The sequence below is a fragment of the Aliidiomarina quisquiliarum genome, assembly GCF_023922585.1.
GTDB lineage: Bacteria > Pseudomonadota > Gammaproteobacteria > Enterobacterales > Alteromonadaceae > Aliidiomarina > Aliidiomarina quisquiliarum.
In genome coordinates this window covers 593,492-611,314 of the sequence record NZ_JAMFTN010000014.1, presented here as the reverse complement: position 1 = coordinate 611,314, position 17,823 = coordinate 593,492, and the positions used below count along the sequence as shown (strand labels likewise).

The window sequence follows — 17,823 nt, the reverse complement described above, 5'->3', positions numbered from 1 at the left end:
TTCAGCTTCTTTCAAAATCGCCACAATTTGGCTTTCAGTCTTTCGTTTGCTCATCGTCAAACTCCTTTCGTTTAGCTTAAAAGAAATTCTACGAGTAATCTGTATTATTTTACGGGGTAGTTACACACTTAATTCATCCAAGTAGTTGGGGTTATGGAGCCAAGCGTTAGTATAAACTTTTGCGCAATTAGCTACGGCATTGGAACTCAAACCTCGGGTTTTGTGTTGTACTATTTATAACCCCTAGGTTTTTTTAAGTTTGTTTATGGGGTTCATCATTCTGCTTGCAAGTATGCCCTTTGAGGGTATACTTTGATCTATAAAACTAAAGTGTTTGCTTCATTAACTAAAAAAGAAGCGATACCTGATTATGCTCTCGTTTACGCTTGTAAAGAAATGAGTGAAGGGCTATTTGATGCTGATCTAGGTGGCTGTGTTTATAAGAAGCGCATTGCTTTTGGTAACAAAGGTAAAAGTGGCGGCTATCGTACTATTGTTGGCGCTGTGATAGGTAACAAATATTTTTTCCTATATGCATTCGCTAAGAGCTCTAGGGCTAATATTTCATCAAAAGAACAATTAGCATTAAATGAGTTAGCCAAAGAGTTTCTAGAATTTAGTCAGGATGAGTTAAATCAACTTGTAAAAAATGGGGAACTTATCGAGGTGGGTTACTATGAGTGATATTTTAAAAGCTGTACATGATACGGCTAAAGGTTTGCATGAAGTAGGCGCAATGGATAAAACCACCATGCGCAAATTTGATGCTTTATGTTTAACAACATTGCACGAGTTTACACCTGAAAAGGTGCGTGCTTTACGGCTTGAAAATAACCTCTCTCAACCTGTATTTGCTCGTTATTTGAATGTAAGCGACAAGCTGGTAAAAAAATGGGAGCAAGGTGAAAGTAAGCCGAGAGGAGCTGCTTTAAAAATGTTATCACTAGCAAAAACTAAAGGGCTGGACGCCATAGCTTAATGAAGCGCGTCCAGCCACACGGCATAAAGCCTTGATTATAACGAAGCTAAAAACTTAGCAAAGGGCACAATATTTTGTTCCACACTGGCTGACTCTAATGTTTGCATATACTCATTGCGCCGCTCTACAGGTACAGCTGCCCATGGGTAACCACCGGAAGCCATCATTAAATTCATAATAAATCGACCTATTCTGCCGTTACCGTCAAAATAAGGATGAATGTACACAAAAACAAAATGTCCTAAAACAACCCTTACTGCGGGATTATCTTCTGCAGCCAATAAATCGAATAGCGTAGGCATCATATCTCTGATGGCAATTTGGTTCGGTGGCGTATGCATTGACTGGCGAATATATACTGGCCCAGTATCGGAAAGCTCTAGCCTGACATCAAATATAGGTTTTAATGTCACGCGTTATTTAGGTTTTGGTGTCTACTGGCTCGAAAAGTAAAGCGGGTACTTGAATAGCACTGCACTTTTTCTTTAACTTCATTTCGCGCCTGACAACCCCACCGGCCGGCACAGCCACACGGCATAAAGTATTAACAGCCCACCAAGCCAAAGTTGGCTCCATTGCACGTTTTGTCCCCAAATAAGGAAGTTCACCAGCAAGCCTGCGGGTATTAGGGCGTTGTTCATGGTGGCGAGTTGGCCGATGTTTACTTTTTTACTGGCCATGCTCCACAGCAGGTAACCACCGCCAGAGGCGCCGAGGCCAAGCCATACCAGCACTACCCAATGTGTGGTGGTAATAGGTATGCGTGCCATGTTGGCGAAGAGGGCCATGCCGATACCGCTCACAATGGCGGCGCCTAAGAAGAAAAGTGCGTAGTGCTGTAGTTGCTCTTTGGCGCTGTGCAGTTTTAGGCGCTTGTAGGCCACTTGGCCGGCGGCAAAGCAAAGGTTGGCGCCTTGTATGAGCAAGAAGCCGGTGAGGAACTGGCTGTCGATGCCTTGGTAACGAATAATGCCGGCGCCAATTACCGATATAAGGGCGGCTAGCCACCAACGGTTGGGTAAGCGTTTCTTATTCAGTAGGCGTTCGTCGATAAGGGCAATGTATAAGGGGGTAAAAATGGTAAACAGCAGCACTTCCGGCACGGTTAAATATAAGAAAGCGTGGTAGAGCAAAATATACATTAAGCCAATTTGTACACCACCAATGCCCATCATATAAAAACGCAGGCGTTTGCTTGTTTGGGCTAGGCGTAAGAAGGGGGCTAAGGCCGCAAAGGCTAATATCATTCGCACAAAGACAGCAATGTAAGGGTCGACATCGGCGGCGAGGAATTCGCCAATGAGCGAAAAGCTAAATGCCCAAACCAGGGTAACAACAATTAAAATGGGCATAAAAGTAAATCCTTAATGAAAAAATACTGTATAAAAGCAGACTGAAAGTGGTGAAATATATTACTTATTAGCTAATCTCACAAATGGCAATTGCAATCACTTTTGTAAGTTGTTGATTATAAAGGCGCTATGAGTTGGCAAGCTACTTGCTATAACTGGCATGAAGAGTTTTAAGGGCTCAATTGATAACAACTTAAAAAGGTTTACGTGATGACTTTAAATAAAAACTATTCTAGCAGAAAGCGCCTTACCCCTGTTGCCTTATGTGGCGCACTTATTCTTACGGCTACATTGAGCACCACGCTGTTAAGCGGTTGTGTTGTGGTGGTCGACGGCGATAAAAAAGTAACCAGCGAACTTTCTAGCAGTCAGTTAGAAAAAAAGAACCGCGCAGCCATAGCTGGGCTTACCTTAGGTAGCCAGCCTGCAAGTGTGCTGACGTTAATGGGCACGCCCGACTTCGACGAACAGCTTAACAAAGGCGACGTTAGCTATCGCGTACTTTACTACCGTACTCAGCGGGTACATAAAGACGGTTTAACCACCAAAGACGAATGTACACCTTTGGTGTTTCAAAATGGTGAGTTAATTGGCTGGGGCCAAGAAAAACTAATCTTTCTTAATAACAATTAATATTTAAAACGTTTCGCGTTACCCACAAAAAAGCCATCTTGCGATGGCTTTTTTGTTGTCTGCGGTTTGTGCTTACGCCTTAACTGGCAACTTGCTGCGGCCAGCTACGCTGCTCCAATGGTCGCGCCAGTACAGCAGGCGGCTATAGGCGTGTGGTATAAAGTACAAGCTAGTAACCGTTGAGAAAATTAAGCCTGAAATAATGGTAATGGCCATGGGAGAGTAGGAAGGGCCGTCGCCCCCTACTTGGGTGTTACCTAAGGCCAGCGGTAGTAAGCCCAGTATGGTGGTGGCTACGGTCATTAGAATTGGGCGTATACGGCGCGAGGTACCTTCAATAATGGCTTCTTCTAAGTTAAAGCCTTCATCGCGCAGTTGGTTCACTTGGTCTACCAGTACAATACCGTTGTTTACCACAACCCCCATTAAAATAAGCATGCCTATCATGGCCATCATTTCAATGCTGTTACCAGTAAACCATAAGCCCCAGAAAGCGCCCGTTATGGCCAATACCAACGAGCCGATTACGGCCGTGGGCAGCAGCAGCGACTCAAATAAAGCCGCCATCACCATATACACTAAGCACATAGCTAATAGCATGTTCACGGCCATGTTTTTGTTTTGCTCTTGTTGCTGCCTAAAACCACCGTCGAGGGACCAGTTATAACCCGGCGGCAATTCAACTTGGGCAAGGGTTTTTTCCAATACAGTGCGGGCTTCGCTTAAGGTAAGGCCGTCGAGGTTGGCGTTAATTCGTATGGCTGTTTGGCGGTTATAACGGCTAATTTGCGACAGCCGTGGGTGGCGTTCGAACTGTGCCACTTGGTCTAACCGTATGAGTGCATTTTCGTCGCGGCCAATCACCACATTCTGTAGCAAGTCGAAATCAAGCTCGTAGGCTTCAGGGTACGCAGCGCGTATGCGTACGTCGCCTTCTGGGTTATGTCGAAATGAACGCAAATTACTGCCCCGCAAGGCGGTCGACACTTGGTTGGCTACCGATTGGGTGGTTAAGCCATAGCGTTCGGCCTGAGTACGGCTTACATGCATTTGTAGCTCTTCTGCGGCTTGCTGGTTGTCGGTTTGTACATCGACCAGGCCTTCAATGCGCGAAAGCACCGGCATTATGTCGCGGGCTAGCTCTTGTAGTAGCTCGGTTGAGCGGCCACTCAGGGTAATTTGTACGCCGTCGTTGTCGCCACCCCGAAAGCCAAAGCGCACTTTGCTACGTGCTAACAAAGGCATGTTGGCACGAATACGATCTTGAATTTGAGGAATGGTTAAGTTGCGTTTGGTTTTTAACAACAGCGTTGAAGTGGCTGAATTGGTGCTGTAATAGCTATACACATTATCGATTTCAAAATCGTCTTTGTTGGCATATAAGTAAGTTTCTAGTCGAGTTACTTCTTGCTCAACTTCTTCGAGCGCGAACTGGCCCTGAATGTCGTAGTTAATGTATAACCGGTCGTTGAAGGCCGTGTCGGCACCGTCGCTACTAATCTGCGAAATAGGTAGGGCGGTACTGGCAAATAACAGAAAAATAATCAGCGACGTTGTTTTAGGGTTTTTGTGGCTCCAGCGTAATGAACGTAAGTAGGCGGGCTTTAACCTAGGCTCGCGCTTGGGCTGTTTTTTTACTTTTACTTTCAGTTTGCTTAACAGCAATGGAATAAGCGTTTGTGCCACCAACAGCGAAGCCAGCAAAGAAATACAAATAGCTACTGCTACGTGTTCTAGGAATATGGTTAGCTGCTCTTTAGCGCCAAATATATTGGGTAAAAACACAATGGCGGTGGTAAGGGTACCGGCAATAATAGCCAGCGACACTCGGGCAGCGCCTAGTTCCACCACAGCTTCGTTTAAGGGTTGATTATCGGCAATAGCAAGCTCTTGCTCTTGGCGTACGCTTTCACTGACAACCACCGCGTTATCAATCAGCATACCTACGGCAAGCATTAAGCCCATCATTGATAAAATATTTAAGCTGTAGCCAAGTAAGTACATGACCCCTAAGGTTAAACACAGGGCTGAAGGTACCGACAGTACAATAATAAGAGTTAACCGCCATTCGCGTAAAAATGCGTATAGCAAAGTAATCGACAGCAGGGCACCAATAAGGCCAGCTAGCAGTAAGTCGCGTAACGAGTCGGTAACGCTTTCTGCTAGGTTGTCCATCATCATGAGCTCTATGTCGTTGAATTCTGGTGTTTGGGCTGCGGCTTCAATAATACTAACCACATTATGAGCTACGTCGACTAAGTTGGCGCTCGAGTCTTTAAATACGCTTAAACCTATAGCATAGCGTTGGTTAAAGTGGCGACCGTCTTGAGCTCGTGGTAATTCGTACGACACCTCGGCAATGTCGGCAATGGTTAGGTGCGCATTAATAGGTAAGCTTTCGATGTCGGCTAAATTGTGAAATTCATCGGACGCTACCAAGCGTACGCGAGTACGTTCTGTTTCCATATAACCAGCCGACAAGGTGAAGTTGGCTGTGCGCAAAATGCCCATTACTTGGCTGTCGGTTAAACCAGCGGCAATAATAGCTTCGGGCTTTAAGCGGATCATAATTTCCCGCTGTTGTACGCCGTATAAGTCAACCTTCGACACGCCTTCAGCGCGCTCTAAGGGCTCTTTTAGTTGTTTACTCAGTAAGTCCCAGGCCAGCGACAAGTCACGCTCGCTGGAAATTCGAATTTGTAGTACCGGCATGTCGTCGGTATTAAAGTGCATGACATAAATGCGTTCAAGATCGTCGGGCAAGGTATGCCGAACGCTTTCCACTTGTTCACGTATTTCAATACTGCGCGAGCCTATTTCTTCTTCCCAGTCGAAAAACAACACCACCAAGGCGTCGTTTTCACGGGAAAAAGAACGCATTTCTTTAATGCCCGACACCGTGGCTAAAGCTTCTTCAAGCGGCCGTACAATAAGCCGTTCAATTTCAGCGGGGGTGGCATTGGGGTAAGGTGCGCTAACCACTAACTGTGGAATATCAATACCGGGAAATTTTTCCAATGGCAGTAGCCGCGACGACGCTAGGCCCAATACAAGCATGGCGAAGAACACCATCCATACGGTTACGGGGCGGCGCAGGGCAAAACGGGCAAAAGGCGCGCTGTATTTGCTTTTAACCTCGGCTGAATTAGTCATGGTTATTTACCTGAGCAAAACGTTTACGGTCGAACAGCTGATACACCAAAGGAATAAATAACAAAGTAAGTAAGGTTGCAAATAACAAGCCACTAATAACCGTTATGGCCATTGGGCTGGTAAGCTCAGCGCCGTCGCCAATACCTAGCGCAAGCGGCACTAAACCGAGTACGGTGGTGAGTGTTGTCATTAAAATAGGGCGTAAGCGCTGCGACGAGGCTTCACGAACAGCGGCTAGTTTTTCCATACCTTCTTCACGTAGCTGGTTAATTCTGTCGAACAATACAATAGCGTTATTCACCACAATACCACTAAGCATAATTAGGCCAATAAACACCACTACGCTTAAGGGTGTTTGGCTAATATACAGGCCTAATACCGAGCCAGAGGCGGCTAAAGGCACCGAAAACATAATAAGCAAAGGGTGACCAAAGCTTTCAAACTGTGAAGCCATAACGAGGTAAACTAAAAACACTGCTAATAATAAGGCGAACATAAGTGAACGATAAGAATCGTCAAGCATTTCACTTTGACCACCAACCCGCATGGCTACACCTGGTGGCATTTGTATATGCGCCAGTGCTGCTGTAAGGCTTTCGCCTGCTTGGCGAATATTACCGTCGGCAACTGTCATTGAAACCAGTGCCACCCGTTGTTGATTCATTCGAGTAATTTCACCTGGGCCTGTTTGCATAACAATAGTGGCAACTGCCGATAAGGGCAGTTCGCGCTCTGCACCTGGGTTAATTATTAGGTTTGCAATGGACTGTGGGTCTTGGCGACGCTCGTCGGGCAAGCGTACTCGAATGTCGATTTGGCGATCATCTAAGTTATATTTGCTGGCCACTTGACCACCTATTTTGGTGGAAATAACCCGGGCCACATCCGGTGCATTTAAACCTGCGAAAGCCAAACGAGCGTGGTCGAAACGAATACTCAGTTCGGGCTGGCCGGTGGCAATGCCTGCACGCACGTCTATAAAATTAGGCTCTTGCTCAAGAGCCGCAACAATATCTTGCACCGTGTTGCGTACCCGAATTAAGTCATGACCTTGCACTTCAACCAAAAGGGGCATATCGATATTAATTAATGCAGGGTAGTCAATACGGCTCGCTACATCGGGTAACTGCGCCATACGAACTCGCGCCGCCTCAATAACTTCGTTGCGTTCGGCGGTAGTTAAATGCTGCTTGGTAATAATGTGCAAGCGGCCCCAGTAGTCGCCACCTTGGTTGGCGGAAATTTGCATTAAGCTGCCTATACCCGCTACTGAATAGGTGCGTTCAACCCTTGGGTCGTCGTTAAATGAGCGGGCAACTTCGGCTAAAGTAGCATCGGTACCGGTAATATGAGTACCGCGGGGCATTTCAATGTCTACATAAAACTCTTGTTGTTCCATGCTGGGAATAAGCTGGGTTTTAAGTGACGGCGCTAACCAAAACGACGAGGCAGTAATTAGTACGAACAGGAAGAAAAAGCGCCGCGGCTGACGCTGCATACGCACTAAGCTGGCGCTGTGAGCGCGACGTGTAGCCTCAATAAAATGATTAAAACCATTAAGTAACGGGCTACTTAACTTAACCACAACGAAGGTAATACCGCGGCTGGTTTTACGGCTTGCTTTAATAATGGCGCTTGGAATGGCCACCAGCATGGCATAACGCAATAGGGTGAAAGGCCAGAAAATTTTACGCCAGCTTTTCCCTGCCTTTGGTACTGAAAATGTAATGTTATGAATGGGTTCGTGTTGCTCGTTGACACCGCGCGACGCCAACATAGGAATTAAGGTTAGGGCCACTAATAAGGATGCAATTAAGGCGAAGGTAACGGTTAATGCTTGGTCGAAAAACAATTGCCCGGCTAAACCACTGACGAAAATAAGCGGAATAAATACCGCCAAGGTGGTTAAGGTTGAGGCGGTTACGGCGCTGCCCACTTCTTTGGTGCCTTCAACGGCTGCGGTGCGGGTGTCTTCGCCTAGATCGCGGCGGCGCGAAATGTTTTCGAGCACCACAATGGCGTTGTCTACCAATAGCCCAACAGCAAGGGCTACGCCGCCAAGCGACATAATGTTCAGGCTTAACTTAGCCGAATACATGAGAAAGAAGGTGGCGACAATAGAAATAGGAATAGCGATGGAAATAATTAACGTGGGCTTTAATTGGCGTAGGAATAGCAAAATAACCAACATGGCGAGTAAACCACCTACCACCGCATTGCTTTTTACCGACCCAATGGCATTACGAATAAACTGCGACTGGTCACTCAGCAAACCAATTTCATATCCTTGGGGTAAATTCTTGTTAATAAAGGCTAAGCGTTTGTATACGGTATCGGCTACCGCTACGGTGTTGGCGTCGCCTTCACGATATAAATTGAGTTCAATAGCTTCTTCACCATTTACGCGGCTAATGGAAGTACGGTCTTTATTGCCCATGCGCACTTCGGCTAAGTCGCCCAGCTTAATGGGGTTGCCATTAATAGAGGTGATGTAAATCTCGCGCATATCGTCGAGATCTTGAAACTGGTTAATGGTGCGCACCAAGAACTCTAAACGGCCACTTTGTACGCGGCCGCCGGCTTGGTTAATGTTTTCAGCCCGTAGGCGTTGCACTACCATTTCGGGGGTAATATTCAGTTGGCTGGTAATGGCTTCGTCGATAAGAATATGAACTTCGTCTTCAAGCCCGCCGCCTGTACGTACGGCAGCAACTCCTTCAATGCTTTCAAAGCTACGTTTAAGCTCTTCGTCGGCATAGCGGCGCATGCGCTGTAAGTCTTCGTCGCCACTTACGGCAAAGCGCATCATAGGCTCCATGTTGGGGTTGAAGCGCAAAATAATTGGTTTTTCTATATCTAGTGGAATAGGCACCATGTCTAGCTTTTCGCGCACTTCAATGGCGGCTATGTCCATGTTGGTGCCCCAAGCGAATTCCATCACAATGTCAGACTGATTAGCCCGGGCATAGGAGGTAATTTCGCGTACACCACGAACCGTACCCAGCGATTCTTCCACTGGGCGGTTAATTAGCTGTTCTACTTCAGCAGGTGCAGCACCGGGGTAGGTGGTTCGCACTGTTAAAGTGGGGTAGCTTAAATCGGGCAATAGAGTTACAGGCAAGCGACCTAGTGCCACCATGCCAAATAGTACAATAGCAAGGGTAAACATAACCACAGTAACGGGGCGGTTTACGGCAATTTGAGGTAGTTTCATAGGGCAATAGCCTCAACTTTAGCACCGTCACGTAAGTTGTTTTGGCCGGTAACAATGAGCACGCTGCCAGCAGACAACCCTTCTACTACCTCAAACCAGCCGCCGTCTTGTAAGCCTGTTACCACGTTAGTGCGCTTAGCAGTACCTTCTTCAACAATAAACACATGCGACTGATTGTCGATACGAATAAGGGCGTCTTGTGGAATACGTACCACGTTGTCGCGCTCGGCGTAATGCAATTGAATGCGAGAGAACATGCCTGCCCGCAGTTTAAAGTCGTTGTTTACAATAGAAAGTACGGTGCGAAAGGTGCCCGAGCCTGAGTCAATAACAGGGCTAACACGGGCCACGGTGGCGGTAATAGGCTCGCCAGGTAACGCTTGTAATTGTAAGTCGGCGGGCAAACCAGGGCGTACATGGGTTAGTGCGTGTTCTGGTAAATGCACGGTGGCACGCAGTAGTGAACTATCAACAATATGAAACATGCTTTCTGGCTGCCAGGCTTGAATAAGGCGTCCAGTACGAGCGTACCGGCGTGAAATATGGCCGCTAATAGGTGCGCGAACAGTCGTTTCTGCCAAGTCGATTTTGGCTAAGTCGAGGCGTGCCACGAGGGCGTCTTGCTGCGACTGCAGGCGGCTAACCGAGTCGGCACTTACCAGCTGGCGCTGCGCGAGCTGCTGATTACGCTCTAGCTCTTGGCGAACGTTACGCAGTTCAGCTTCTATTTGCGCTACAGCTAAGGCGTAACGGCTTGATTCAAGCTGGGCTAATGGTTGTCCTTTTTCTACGTAGTCGCCTTCTTCAACAAATATGTTTTCAATAATACCGTTTACGCGGGGCACTACGTCGGTGCTTTCTTCCGCTTCTAAAATGGCACTAGCGGTAAATGATGCGCGAATACGGCCCTGGGCAACTACTATGGTTTCAACAGGAGCACCAGGTTCGTCTACTTCAACCTCTGCTTTTTTAGTCCGAGACTCCATATTGCCACAGGCGGTTAGCAGAAGCGCAAGTGCGATAACAATGGTGGTTGCAGCTGCGGAAAAAATATTTCGTTGTGTCATAAATAGCCTCTGGCTCATTAATTATATCGGCAAAATGCTAGGCATTTTGTTTTTCTGTGGTTGTTCTTGTAGTGATGTTTGCAGCTACTGTGCCAATCTGACAAAAGTGCGGTAACAGATTGATTCTATATTAATATATTCTCATTAGAAGGATAGCCAAGAAGTGTAACAATTAATTTTTAGGCTAATTATTAGTGCTTTACGCTAAAAGTTACTTCACTAACCATCAAGTAATACTGCACGCTTTATACAGACTTCAGCACACAGTTGAAAATAATTACAAAAACAACACTATCTTTTAGCCGCCTAGATGGCTATATTGATATTGGTGTTAATAACGTAATCAACAATAAAGAAAGGAAATGCTCCATGCGTTTAGAGTCGCTTGCTTTACATCATGGCTATAGTTCAGAACAAACCACTAAGTCTGCTGCTGTGCCTATTTACCAAACTACGTCATTTACTTTCGATAGTACGCAACATGGCGCAGATCTGTTTAATTTGAAAGTTCCGGGCAATATTTATTCACGCATTATGAACCCAACTAATGCGGTGCTTGAAGAGCGCCTAGCGGCTATTGAAGGGGGTATTGCAGCCTTAGCAGTAGCCTCGGGTATGTCGGCTATTGCCTATACGGTTCAAACCTTAGCCAGCGTGGGTGATAATATTGTCAGTATTAGTCAGTTATATGGTGGCACCTATAACTTATTTGCTCATTCGTTACCGCAGCAGGGCATTGATGTGCGTTTTGCCGACGCCAACGATTTTGCTGCCATAGAGGCACAAATAAACGACCGTACCAAGTTTATTTTCTGTGAGTCTATTGGTAACCCTGCCGGTAACATTGTTGATATTCCCAAGCTGGCTGAAATTGCTGAGCGCCACGGGGTGCCTTTGGTGGTGGACAATACCGTTGCTACACCGGTGCTGTGCCGGCCCATAGAGCAGGGCGCGCACATTGTTATTCATAGTTTAACGAAATATATTGGCGGCCACGGCACCACTTTAGGTGGCGCTATTATTGACGGAGGCCGGTTTGATTGGGCCGCCCATGCGGAGCGTTTTCCACAGTTAAATACCCCTGATCCTTCTTACCATGGTGTAGTGTATACGGAAGCGTTAGGGGCTGCGGCGTTTATTGGCCGAGCGCGAGTAGTGCCACTACGAAATACAGGTGCGGCGCTGGCGGCACAAAGCGCGTTTTACATTTTGCAGGGTCTTGAAACCCTGGCTTTACGGGTTGAGCGCCATTGTGAAAATGCCCAAAAATTAGCGGAGTATTTAGTTGCTCACCCGCAAGTGTCTTGGGTTAATTACGCGGGCTTACCCGACAGCCCATACCATGCGCTTACTCATAAAGTATGTAGTGGCAAAGCGTCGGGAATACTCAGTTTTGGTATAAAGGGTGGAGCAGAAGCGGCACCTAAATTTATAGATGCGTTGCAAATGATTCTACGCCTAGTAAATATTGGCGATGCGAAGTCGTTAGCGTGCCACCCAGCGTCGACTACCCACCGTCAATTAAACACAGAAGAACTAGCCAAAACAGGGGTGTCGGCAGATCTTATTCGTATTTCGGTGGGTATCGAACATATTGACGACATTATTGCCGACGTTGACCAAGCATTGCTGGCAGCCCGTTAAAGCGCAGTTCTAAACAATCAGCCCAATGTAGCGAAACCAATTGGTTAATAGTAGTGAGCCGTGTTGTTGCCAGCACGGCTCTTTTTTTGCCATGTTAGGTTGGGCAGAAAAGGGGTCGTATTGGGGTAATTGTGGCTTTAAGCCCCGAGCAGTGTCGCGTAAGTATTCTTGATACAGCGTGTCTATTTCATATTCAGGGTGGGCTAACAAATATGCGTTTTGTTGCTGGTCGGTAATATAAGTAGCGCCGGCCTGGTCGGCATGCAATAAAATATTTAGCTGGGGCTGTTGTTGCACAAGTACTTGATTCGATTCAGCATTACGCGAATGAGGTAGGTTGCATACGCTAGGTAAACCCTGGGTAAGAGGGTGTGGATTTACCTGGTGCGGAAACACGCCACTTACTTTTTGCTGATATTGCACTCGAGGAATACCAAACTTATGAAACAGCGCTGCATTGGCCGCCCAGCAAGAATAAAATACTGGAATAGCCTGCCTTTCGGTTTGTTCCATAATGTCGCACAGCTCTTGCCAATACAGTATTTCCGTATATTTTTTCTGGCCAAAAGCAGCCCCTGTAATAATCAGCGCATCGAGTTGCTGGGGTAGCCCCGCATGGTATTTTTGTTTTAAATAAGCAGGGTCGGTGCGCTTTGACGTGTAACTAGCGGTGGTAATAAACTGCACCTTAAAATTGGCCGCTTGTGGGCCAATTAAGCGCAGCCACTGCTGTTCAGTCGCTTCTTTATTTGGCATTAAATTTAAAATACCCAAAACAGGTTTACGGGGTAAGGCAGAAGAGCTCAAAGCAACATACTCAGGCGATTAATAATAGTTTGATTATAAACAAAAAAGCCGCTTAAAAAAGCGGCTTTTAATCTATTTAAGCGAACTTGCTGGTTATTTTTTAATTGGTGCAAAATCTCGCTGTGCTTCACCAGTATAAAGCTGGCGTGGGCGACCAATGCGCTGGCTGTCTTCACTGAGCATTTCATGCCAGTGAGAAATCCAGCCAACAGTGCGTGACAGGGCAAAGATAACGGTAAACATACTGGTTGGAATACCAATAGCTTTTAGAATAATTCCTGAGTAGAAGTCTACGTTCGGGTAGAGTTGACGCTCAATGAAATATTCGTCTTCTAGCGCTATACGCTCTAGCTCCATGGCTACGTCGAGTAACGGGTCGCTGATATTGAGTTCGTTCAACACTTCATGACAAGTATCGCGCATAACGGTTGCACGCGGGTCGAAGTTCTTATACACCCGGTGGCCAAAGCCCATGAGACGGAATGGATCGTCTTTGTCTTTCGCTTTGGCAATAAACTCAGGAATGCGATCAACAGTGCCAATTTCTTCTAGCATGTTTAAGCAAGCTTCATTTGCTCCGCCGTGTGCTGGCCCCCAAAGTGAGGCAACACCCGCAGCGATACAGGCATAAGGGTTAGCACCAGAAGAGCCTGCTAAACGTACTGTAGAGGTTGACGCGTTTTGCTCGTGATCAGCATGTAAAATGAAAATGCGGTCCATAGCATTCGCAATGGTTGGACTAATTACATAATCTTCCGCTGGTACCGAGAACATCATATTTAAGAAATTCTCAGAGTAGCTTAGTTTATTTTGTGGATAAACAAAGGGTTGCCCAATGCTGTGCTTGTAGCACATGGCGGCAATGGTTGGCATTTTTGCTACCAAACGGTAGGCACTACGCACACGTTGCTTAGGATCATTAATGTTTAAGTCGTCGTGGTAGAAAGAAGACAAAGCACCAGTAACAGCACATAACATAGCCATTGGGTGAGAGTCGCGACGGAAACCATTAAAGAAGTTATACAGCCCTTGGTGAACCATGGTGTGGTTCGTAATGGTACTGCGGAATGCTTGATATTCTTCTGCAGTAGCGGCTTCGCCGTGAATAAGCATATAACAAACTTCGAGGTAATCTGCTTCTAGTGCTAATTGCTCGATAGGATAACCACGGTGTAATAAAATACCTTTATCGCCGTCGATATAGGTGATTTTAGACTCGCAGGCGCCAGTGGCGAGGAAACCGGGGTCAAAAGTGAAATAACCGTGTTTGCCTAGTGTACGGACGTCAATTACATCGTAACCTGCCGTACCTGTAAGGATTGGCAGCTCAATTGAATTGCCATCGACTTGCAAAGTGGCCTTTCGGTCAGCCATAAGATCTCCTTGCTTTCGTTGCATCTCGGGTAAAATAAAGTGCGCTAGTTGTACTTGATCCGACCAGTGCTTGTCAATTTTACGTAAGGGGTATAAGTGAAAAATATGGCTTTATAAGCAAATCGCTAAGCCTTTTAGCACTAGACATCTGCGCCTAGGCGTTATATTTTCCATGCACTATCGTACTTTAACAGATTTCCGTGCGATTATTTATAATGGTTAGTCTAATTAGTTAAGAATGGTTGAAAAATAACCGCTCTTATGTGGTTTTGTATGCGTGGGTGTTGGAATGGTAACCCTTTCTAGCATTGTATTTCGGCGTTGCGGTCGTTATACTTGCTGCACCGACATCCATTGCGTTTTGAAGAAGGCAACAGTGGTGAAAAAACAAAGACCTATAAATTTAGAACTGAACACCATCAGTTTTCCACCCGCGGCTATGGCCTCCATTTTGCACCGAGTTTCTGGCGTTATTATGCTAGTACTGGTGGGCTTTTTGGTTTGGCTGCTAGCTACATCATTATCCGGACCTGAAGGCTTTGCTACAGTCAAGTCCGTTATGGCACACCCAGTGGCAAAGTTTGTTATTTGGGGTTTCTTAACAGCGCTTGGGTACCACATCATTGCTGGCGTGCGCCACATGATTATGGACTTGGGTTTTGGCGTAGAGAAAGTGCCAGGGCAGCGTAGCGCGCGCTTTAGTATAGCGCTGGGCGTTGTTTGGGCTGTAGTGGCAGGAGTTTGGTTATGGTAAATGTAGCTTCTACTTTTGGTCGTAGCGGCACGCACGACTTTGTATTATTACGCGCCACAGCTTTAGTTATGGCTGCGTATGCGTTTTTCTTAGTAATTTGGCTCGCTTGTAACCCTAGTGTTGATTACAACGCATGGTCTGGCTTGTACAGCAATTTAGCTATGAAAATATTCACATTGTTAACCCTTACCAGCGTATTAGTTCACGGCTGGATTGGTATTTGGCAAGTGCTTACCGATTACATTAAGTGTTCACGCTTACGTGGTCTTATTCAATATGTAGTGGTACTTGCCCTAGGGGTTTATTGGTTCACCGGCTTATTCGTTTTGTGGGGTGTCTAAGTGAGCAGCATGAAAGAACTAGAATTTGACGCGGTGGTAATAGGTGCTGGCGGCGCGGGTATGCGCGCGGCGTTACAAATTTCGGAACAGGGCATGACTTGTGCACTGATGTCGAAAGTATTTCCAACGCGTTCGCACACCGTGTCTGCACAGGGTGGTATTACTGTTGCACTGGGCAATGCCCATGAAGACAACTGGCAGTGGCACATGTTTGATACGGTAAAAGGTTCCGACTATATCGGCGACCAAGACGCCATTGAGTACATGTGTAAAAACGGCCCAGAAGCGGTTTTAGAGTTAGAAAATATGGGCTTGCCATTTTCTCGGTTTGACAATGGTAAAGTGTACCAACGGCCCTTTGGTGGTCAGTCGAAAGACTTTGGTGGCGAACAGGCAGCCCGTACCGCGGCAGCTGCAGACCGAACAGGTCACGCCATGTTACACTTGCTTTATCAGCAAAACGTAAAAAATAAAACCACTATTTTCTCTGAGTGGTTTGTATTAGATTTAGTAAAAAACCAAGACGGTGCCGTAGTTGGTGTAACCGCAATTGACATTGAAACTGGCGAAACCGTTTTCGTAAAAGCGAAAGCTGTGGTTTTAGCCACCGGTGGCGCAGGGCGTATTTATGCCTCGACTACCAACGCACATATTAATACTGGCGACGGTATTGGCATGGCTCTTCGTGCCGGTGTGCCCATGCAAGACATGGAAATGTGGCAGTTTCACCCCACGGGTATAGCTGGTGCAGGTACGCTCGTTACTGAAGGTTGCCGTGGTGAAGGCGGTTACTTATTGAATAAAGACGGCGAACGCTTCATGGAGCGTTATGCTCCGAACGCGAAAGACTTAGCTTCGCGCGACGTAGTAGCCCGTTCAATGATGACAGAAATTCGTGAAGGCCGTGGTTTAGACGGTCCATTGGGTCCGCATTTATTACTGAAGCTCGACCATTTAGGCCGTGAAGTGCTGGAAAGCCGCTTACCAGGTGTATGCGACCTAGCTAAAACCTTTGCCCATGTTGATCCTGCAGAGCAACCAATTCCTGTTATTCCTACCTGTCACTATATGATGGGCGGGGTACCAACCGACGTTACTGGCCAAGCTATTTATGTTGACGCCAAAGGTGAAACCAAGCCTATTCCTGGCTTGTTTGCCTGTGGTGAAGTTGCCAACGTATCGGTACACGGTGCGAACCGCTTAGGTGGTAACTCGTTGCTCGATTTGGTGGTGTTCGGTCGTGCTGTTGGTATGCAGTTAGGCGAAACTTTAGCGGCCAATTCACAGGCACGCCGTGCAAGTGAATCAGACATTGAAGCTGCCATGGCACGGGTTAACCGTTGGAACAGCACCCAAACGGGTGAGGATCCAGTGCAAATTCGCAAAGACTTACAACAGTGTATGCAATTAAACTTCTCGGTATTCCGTGAAGGTGCAGCCATGGCCGAAGGGTTGAAGCAATTAGGTGAAATTCGTGAACGGCTGAAAAATGCGCGCTTAGATGACACCAGTAAAGACTTCAATACTCAACGCATTGAGTGTTTAGAGCTCGATAATATGATGGAAACAGCATATTCAACAGCTGTAGCAGCGAACTTCCGTACGGAAAGTCGCGGTGCCCATAGCCGTGCTGACTTCCCAGATAGAGACGACGACAACTGGCTAGTGCATACGGTTTATAATCCTGCGAACGAATCAATGAGTACGCGTGGTGTGAATATGTCACCAACTGAGCGTGAAGCGTTCCCGCCAGTACCACGTACTTATTAAGAGAGGCTTACAACGATGAAAAAAATAGTCTTTTCGGTCTATCGTTATAACCCTGATGTGGACGCTAAACCGCGCATGCAGGAATATACTTTAGAAGTTGAGAAAAGCCGCGATATGATGGTTCTCGACGCGCTTATTCTATTAAAAGAGCAAGATCCAACATTGTCGTTTCGTCGCTCATGCCGTGAGGGCGTGTGTGGCTCCGACGGTGTTAACATGAACGGTACCAACGGTTTGGCCTGTATTACTCCGGTGTCTTCATTAAAAGGCAGCAAAGTAGTGATACGTCCATTGCCAGGTTTACCGGTTATTCGAGACTTAATCGTCGACATGGCTCAGTTTTTTGAGCAGTATGAAAAGATTAAGCCATTTTTAATTAATGACGACAAACTGCCACCAGCTCGTGAGCGCCTACAAAGCCCGGAAGACCGTGCCAAGTTAGATGGTTTATACGAGTGTATACTGTGCGCGTGCTGTTCATCTTCTTGTCCGTCGTTCTGGTGGAATCCAGACAAGTTTATTGGTCCAGCAGGCCTGTTAAATGCGTATCGCTTCTTAGTAGATAGTCGCGATACCGCTACAGAACAGCGTTTGGATGACCTTGATGACGCTTTTAGTGTATTCCGATGCCATGGCATTATGAACTGCGTTGAAGTGTGTCCAAAAGGGTTGAACCCAACCAAGGCTATTGGGCAAATAAAATCAATGTTATTAAGCCGTGCGGTTTAATTAATG

15 protein-coding genes are annotated in these 17,823 nt (G+C 46.5%); 8 read left to right on the top strand and 7 right to left on the bottom strand.

Annotated elements, in window-relative coordinates; translation table 11 throughout:
* The first annotated feature begins 312 nt into the window (after positions 1-312).
* Both M1L23_RS05600 and M1L23_RS05595 read left to right on the top strand, forming a co-directional pair.
* The gene (locus tag M1L23_RS05600; protein ID WP_252626139.1) at positions 313-684 is read left to right on the top strand and encodes a type II toxin-antitoxin system RelE/ParE family toxin; all 372 of its coding nucleotides are present in this window, start codon (positions 313-315) and stop codon (positions 682-684) included.
* Positions 677-979, top strand: coding sequence for a helix-turn-helix domain-containing protein (locus M1L23_RS05595; RefSeq protein ID WP_252626137.1), 303 nt, complete (start codon positions 677-679; stop codon positions 977-979). Before M1L23_RS05600 ends, M1L23_RS05595 begins: the two co-directional genes overlap by 8 nt.
* A gap of 35 nt (positions 980-1,014) precedes the next feature.
* On the opposite strand, the gene M1L23_RS05590 is transcribed toward M1L23_RS05595, so the two are convergent.
* Positions 1,015-1,392, bottom strand: a complete 378-nt coding sequence (locus M1L23_RS05590; RefSeq protein WP_252626136.1) for a Fic family protein — start codon at positions 1,390-1,392, stop codon at positions 1,015-1,017.
* A 78-nt stretch (positions 1,393-1,470) separates the two neighbouring features.
* On the bottom strand, positions 1,471-2,331 hold the full coding sequence (locus M1L23_RS05585; protein ID WP_252626129.1) for an EamA family transporter: 861 nt from the start codon (positions 2,329-2,331) through the stop codon (positions 1,471-1,473).
* 210 nt (positions 2,332-2,541) lie between these two features.
* On the opposite strand from M1L23_RS05585, the gene M1L23_RS05580 reads away from it, so the two are divergent.
* On the top strand, positions 2,542-2,964 hold the full coding sequence (locus M1L23_RS05580) for a DUF3192 domain-containing protein (RefSeq protein WP_252626127.1): 423 nt from the start codon (positions 2,542-2,544) through the stop codon (positions 2,962-2,964).
* A gap of 72 nt (positions 2,965-3,036) precedes the next feature.
* Here M1L23_RS05580 and M1L23_RS05575 read toward each other — a convergent pair whose 3' ends face one another.
* From M1L23_RS05575 to M1L23_RS05565, 3 genes are read right to left on the bottom strand one after another with little or no spacing between them, the layout of a single operon-like run.
* Positions 3,037-6,117 carry an efflux RND transporter permease subunit gene (locus M1L23_RS05575; RefSeq protein ID WP_252626125.1) on the bottom strand — a complete coding sequence of 1,027 codons (3,081 nt, stop codon included), beginning with the start codon at positions 6,115-6,117 and terminating at the stop codon, positions 3,037-3,039.
* A complete protein-coding gene (locus M1L23_RS05570; protein ID WP_252626122.1) occupies positions 6,110-9,331 on the bottom strand; it encodes an efflux RND transporter permease subunit in 3,222 nt (1,073 codons plus the stop codon). The genes M1L23_RS05575 and M1L23_RS05570 overlap by 8 nt, the downstream gene beginning before the upstream one ends.
* Positions 9,328-10,398 (bottom strand): efflux RND transporter periplasmic adaptor subunit, encoded by a 1,071-nt coding sequence (locus M1L23_RS05565; protein WP_252626121.1) that lies wholly within the window; start codon positions 10,396-10,398, stop codon positions 9,328-9,330. Before M1L23_RS05565 ends, M1L23_RS05570 begins: the two co-directional genes overlap by 4 nt.
* 369 nt (positions 10,399-10,767) lie before the next feature.
* On the opposite strand from M1L23_RS05565, the gene M1L23_RS05560 reads away from it, so the two are divergent.
* Complete coding sequence (locus M1L23_RS05560) at positions 10,768-12,042, top strand: O-acetylhomoserine aminocarboxypropyltransferase/cysteine synthase family protein (protein ID WP_252626120.1); 1,275 nt, start codon at positions 10,768-10,770, stop codon at positions 12,040-12,042.
* 9 nt (positions 12,043-12,051) lie between these two features.
* On the opposite strand, the gene M1L23_RS05555 is transcribed toward M1L23_RS05560, so the two are convergent.
* Together M1L23_RS05555 and M1L23_RS05550 are read right to left on the bottom strand one after the other, a co-directional pair.
* Positions 12,052-12,816, bottom strand: a complete 765-nt coding sequence (locus M1L23_RS05555) for a homoserine O-acetyltransferase/O-succinyltransferase family protein (RefSeq protein ID WP_256473615.1) — start codon at positions 12,814-12,816, stop codon at positions 12,052-12,054.
* Between the two features lie 126 nt (positions 12,817-12,942).
* Complete coding sequence (locus tag M1L23_RS05550) at positions 12,943-14,223, bottom strand: citrate synthase (RefSeq protein WP_252626117.1); 1,281 nt, start codon at positions 14,221-14,223, stop codon at positions 12,943-12,945.
* Positions 14,224-14,602: 379 nt separating this feature from the next.
* On the opposite strand from M1L23_RS05550, the gene sdhC reads away from it, so the two are divergent.
* Genes sdhC through M1L23_RS05530 form a run of 4 tightly spaced genes read left to right on the top strand, consistent with a single transcriptional unit; the run spans position 14,603 to position 17,817 of the window.
* Positions 14,603-14,977: a succinate dehydrogenase, cytochrome b556 subunit gene (sdhC, locus tag M1L23_RS05545; protein WP_338021830.1), complete on the top strand. Its 375-nt coding sequence runs from the start codon at positions 14,603-14,605 to the stop codon at positions 14,975-14,977.
* Positions 14,971-15,318, top strand: a complete 348-nt coding sequence (sdhD, locus tag M1L23_RS05540) for a succinate dehydrogenase, hydrophobic membrane anchor protein (protein WP_252626116.1) — start codon at positions 14,971-14,973, stop codon at positions 15,316-15,318. The genes sdhC and sdhD overlap by 7 nt, the downstream gene beginning before the upstream one ends.
* Positions 15,319-15,327: 9 nt before the next feature.
* The gene (gene sdhA, locus M1L23_RS05535; protein ID WP_252626114.1) at positions 15,328-17,088 is read left to right on the top strand and encodes a succinate dehydrogenase flavoprotein subunit; all 1,761 of its coding nucleotides are present in this window, start codon (positions 15,328-15,330) and stop codon (positions 17,086-17,088) included.
* A 15-nt stretch (positions 17,089-17,103) separates the two neighbouring features.
* A complete protein-coding gene (locus M1L23_RS05530) occupies positions 17,104-17,817 on the top strand; it encodes a succinate dehydrogenase iron-sulfur subunit (protein ID WP_252626112.1) in 714 nt (237 codons plus the stop codon).
* Positions 17,818-17,823: the final 6 nt, after the last annotated feature.

What these genes read in the sequence shown, in the direction of transcription:
- M1L23_RS05595 (WP_252626137.1), top strand. Translation starts at nt 677, where the DNA reads ATGAGTGATATTTTAAAAGCTGTACATGATACGGCTAAAGGTTTGCAT.
- M1L23_RS05585 (WP_252626129.1), bottom strand. Translation starts at nt 2,331, where the DNA reads ATGCCCATTTTAATTGTTGTTACCCTGGTTTGGGCATTTAGCTTTTCG.
- M1L23_RS05580 (WP_252626127.1), top strand. Translation starts at nt 2,542, where the DNA reads ATGACTTTAAATAAAAACTATTCTAGCAGAAAGCGCCTTACCCCTGTT.
- M1L23_RS05575 (WP_252626125.1), bottom strand. Translation starts at nt 6,117, where the DNA reads ATGACTAATTCAGCCGAGGTTAAAAGCAAATACAGCGCGCCTTTTGCC.
- M1L23_RS05570 (WP_252626122.1), bottom strand. Translation starts at nt 9,331, where the DNA reads ATGAAACTACCTCAAATTGCCGTAAACCGCCCCGTTACTGTGGTTATG.
- M1L23_RS05565 (WP_252626121.1), bottom strand. Translation starts at nt 10,398, where the DNA reads ATGACACAACGAAATATTTTTTCCGCAGCTGCAACCACCATTGTTATC.
- M1L23_RS05560 (WP_252626120.1), top strand. Translation starts at nt 10,768, where the DNA reads ATGCGTTTAGAGTCGCTTGCTTTACATCATGGCTATAGTTCAGAACAA.
- M1L23_RS05550 (WP_252626117.1), bottom strand. Translation starts at nt 14,223, where the DNA reads ATGGCTGACCGAAAGGCCACTTTGCAAGTCGATGGCAATTCAATTGAG.
- sdhD (WP_252626116.1), top strand. Translation starts at nt 14,971, where the DNA reads ATGGTAAATGTAGCTTCTACTTTTGGTCGTAGCGGCACGCACGACTTT.
- sdhA (WP_252626114.1), top strand. Translation starts at nt 15,328, where the DNA reads ATGAAAGAACTAGAATTTGACGCGGTGGTAATAGGTGCTGGCGGCGCG.
- M1L23_RS05530 (WP_252626112.1), top strand. Translation starts at nt 17,104, where the DNA reads ATGAAAAAAATAGTCTTTTCGGTCTATCGTTATAACCCTGATGTGGAC.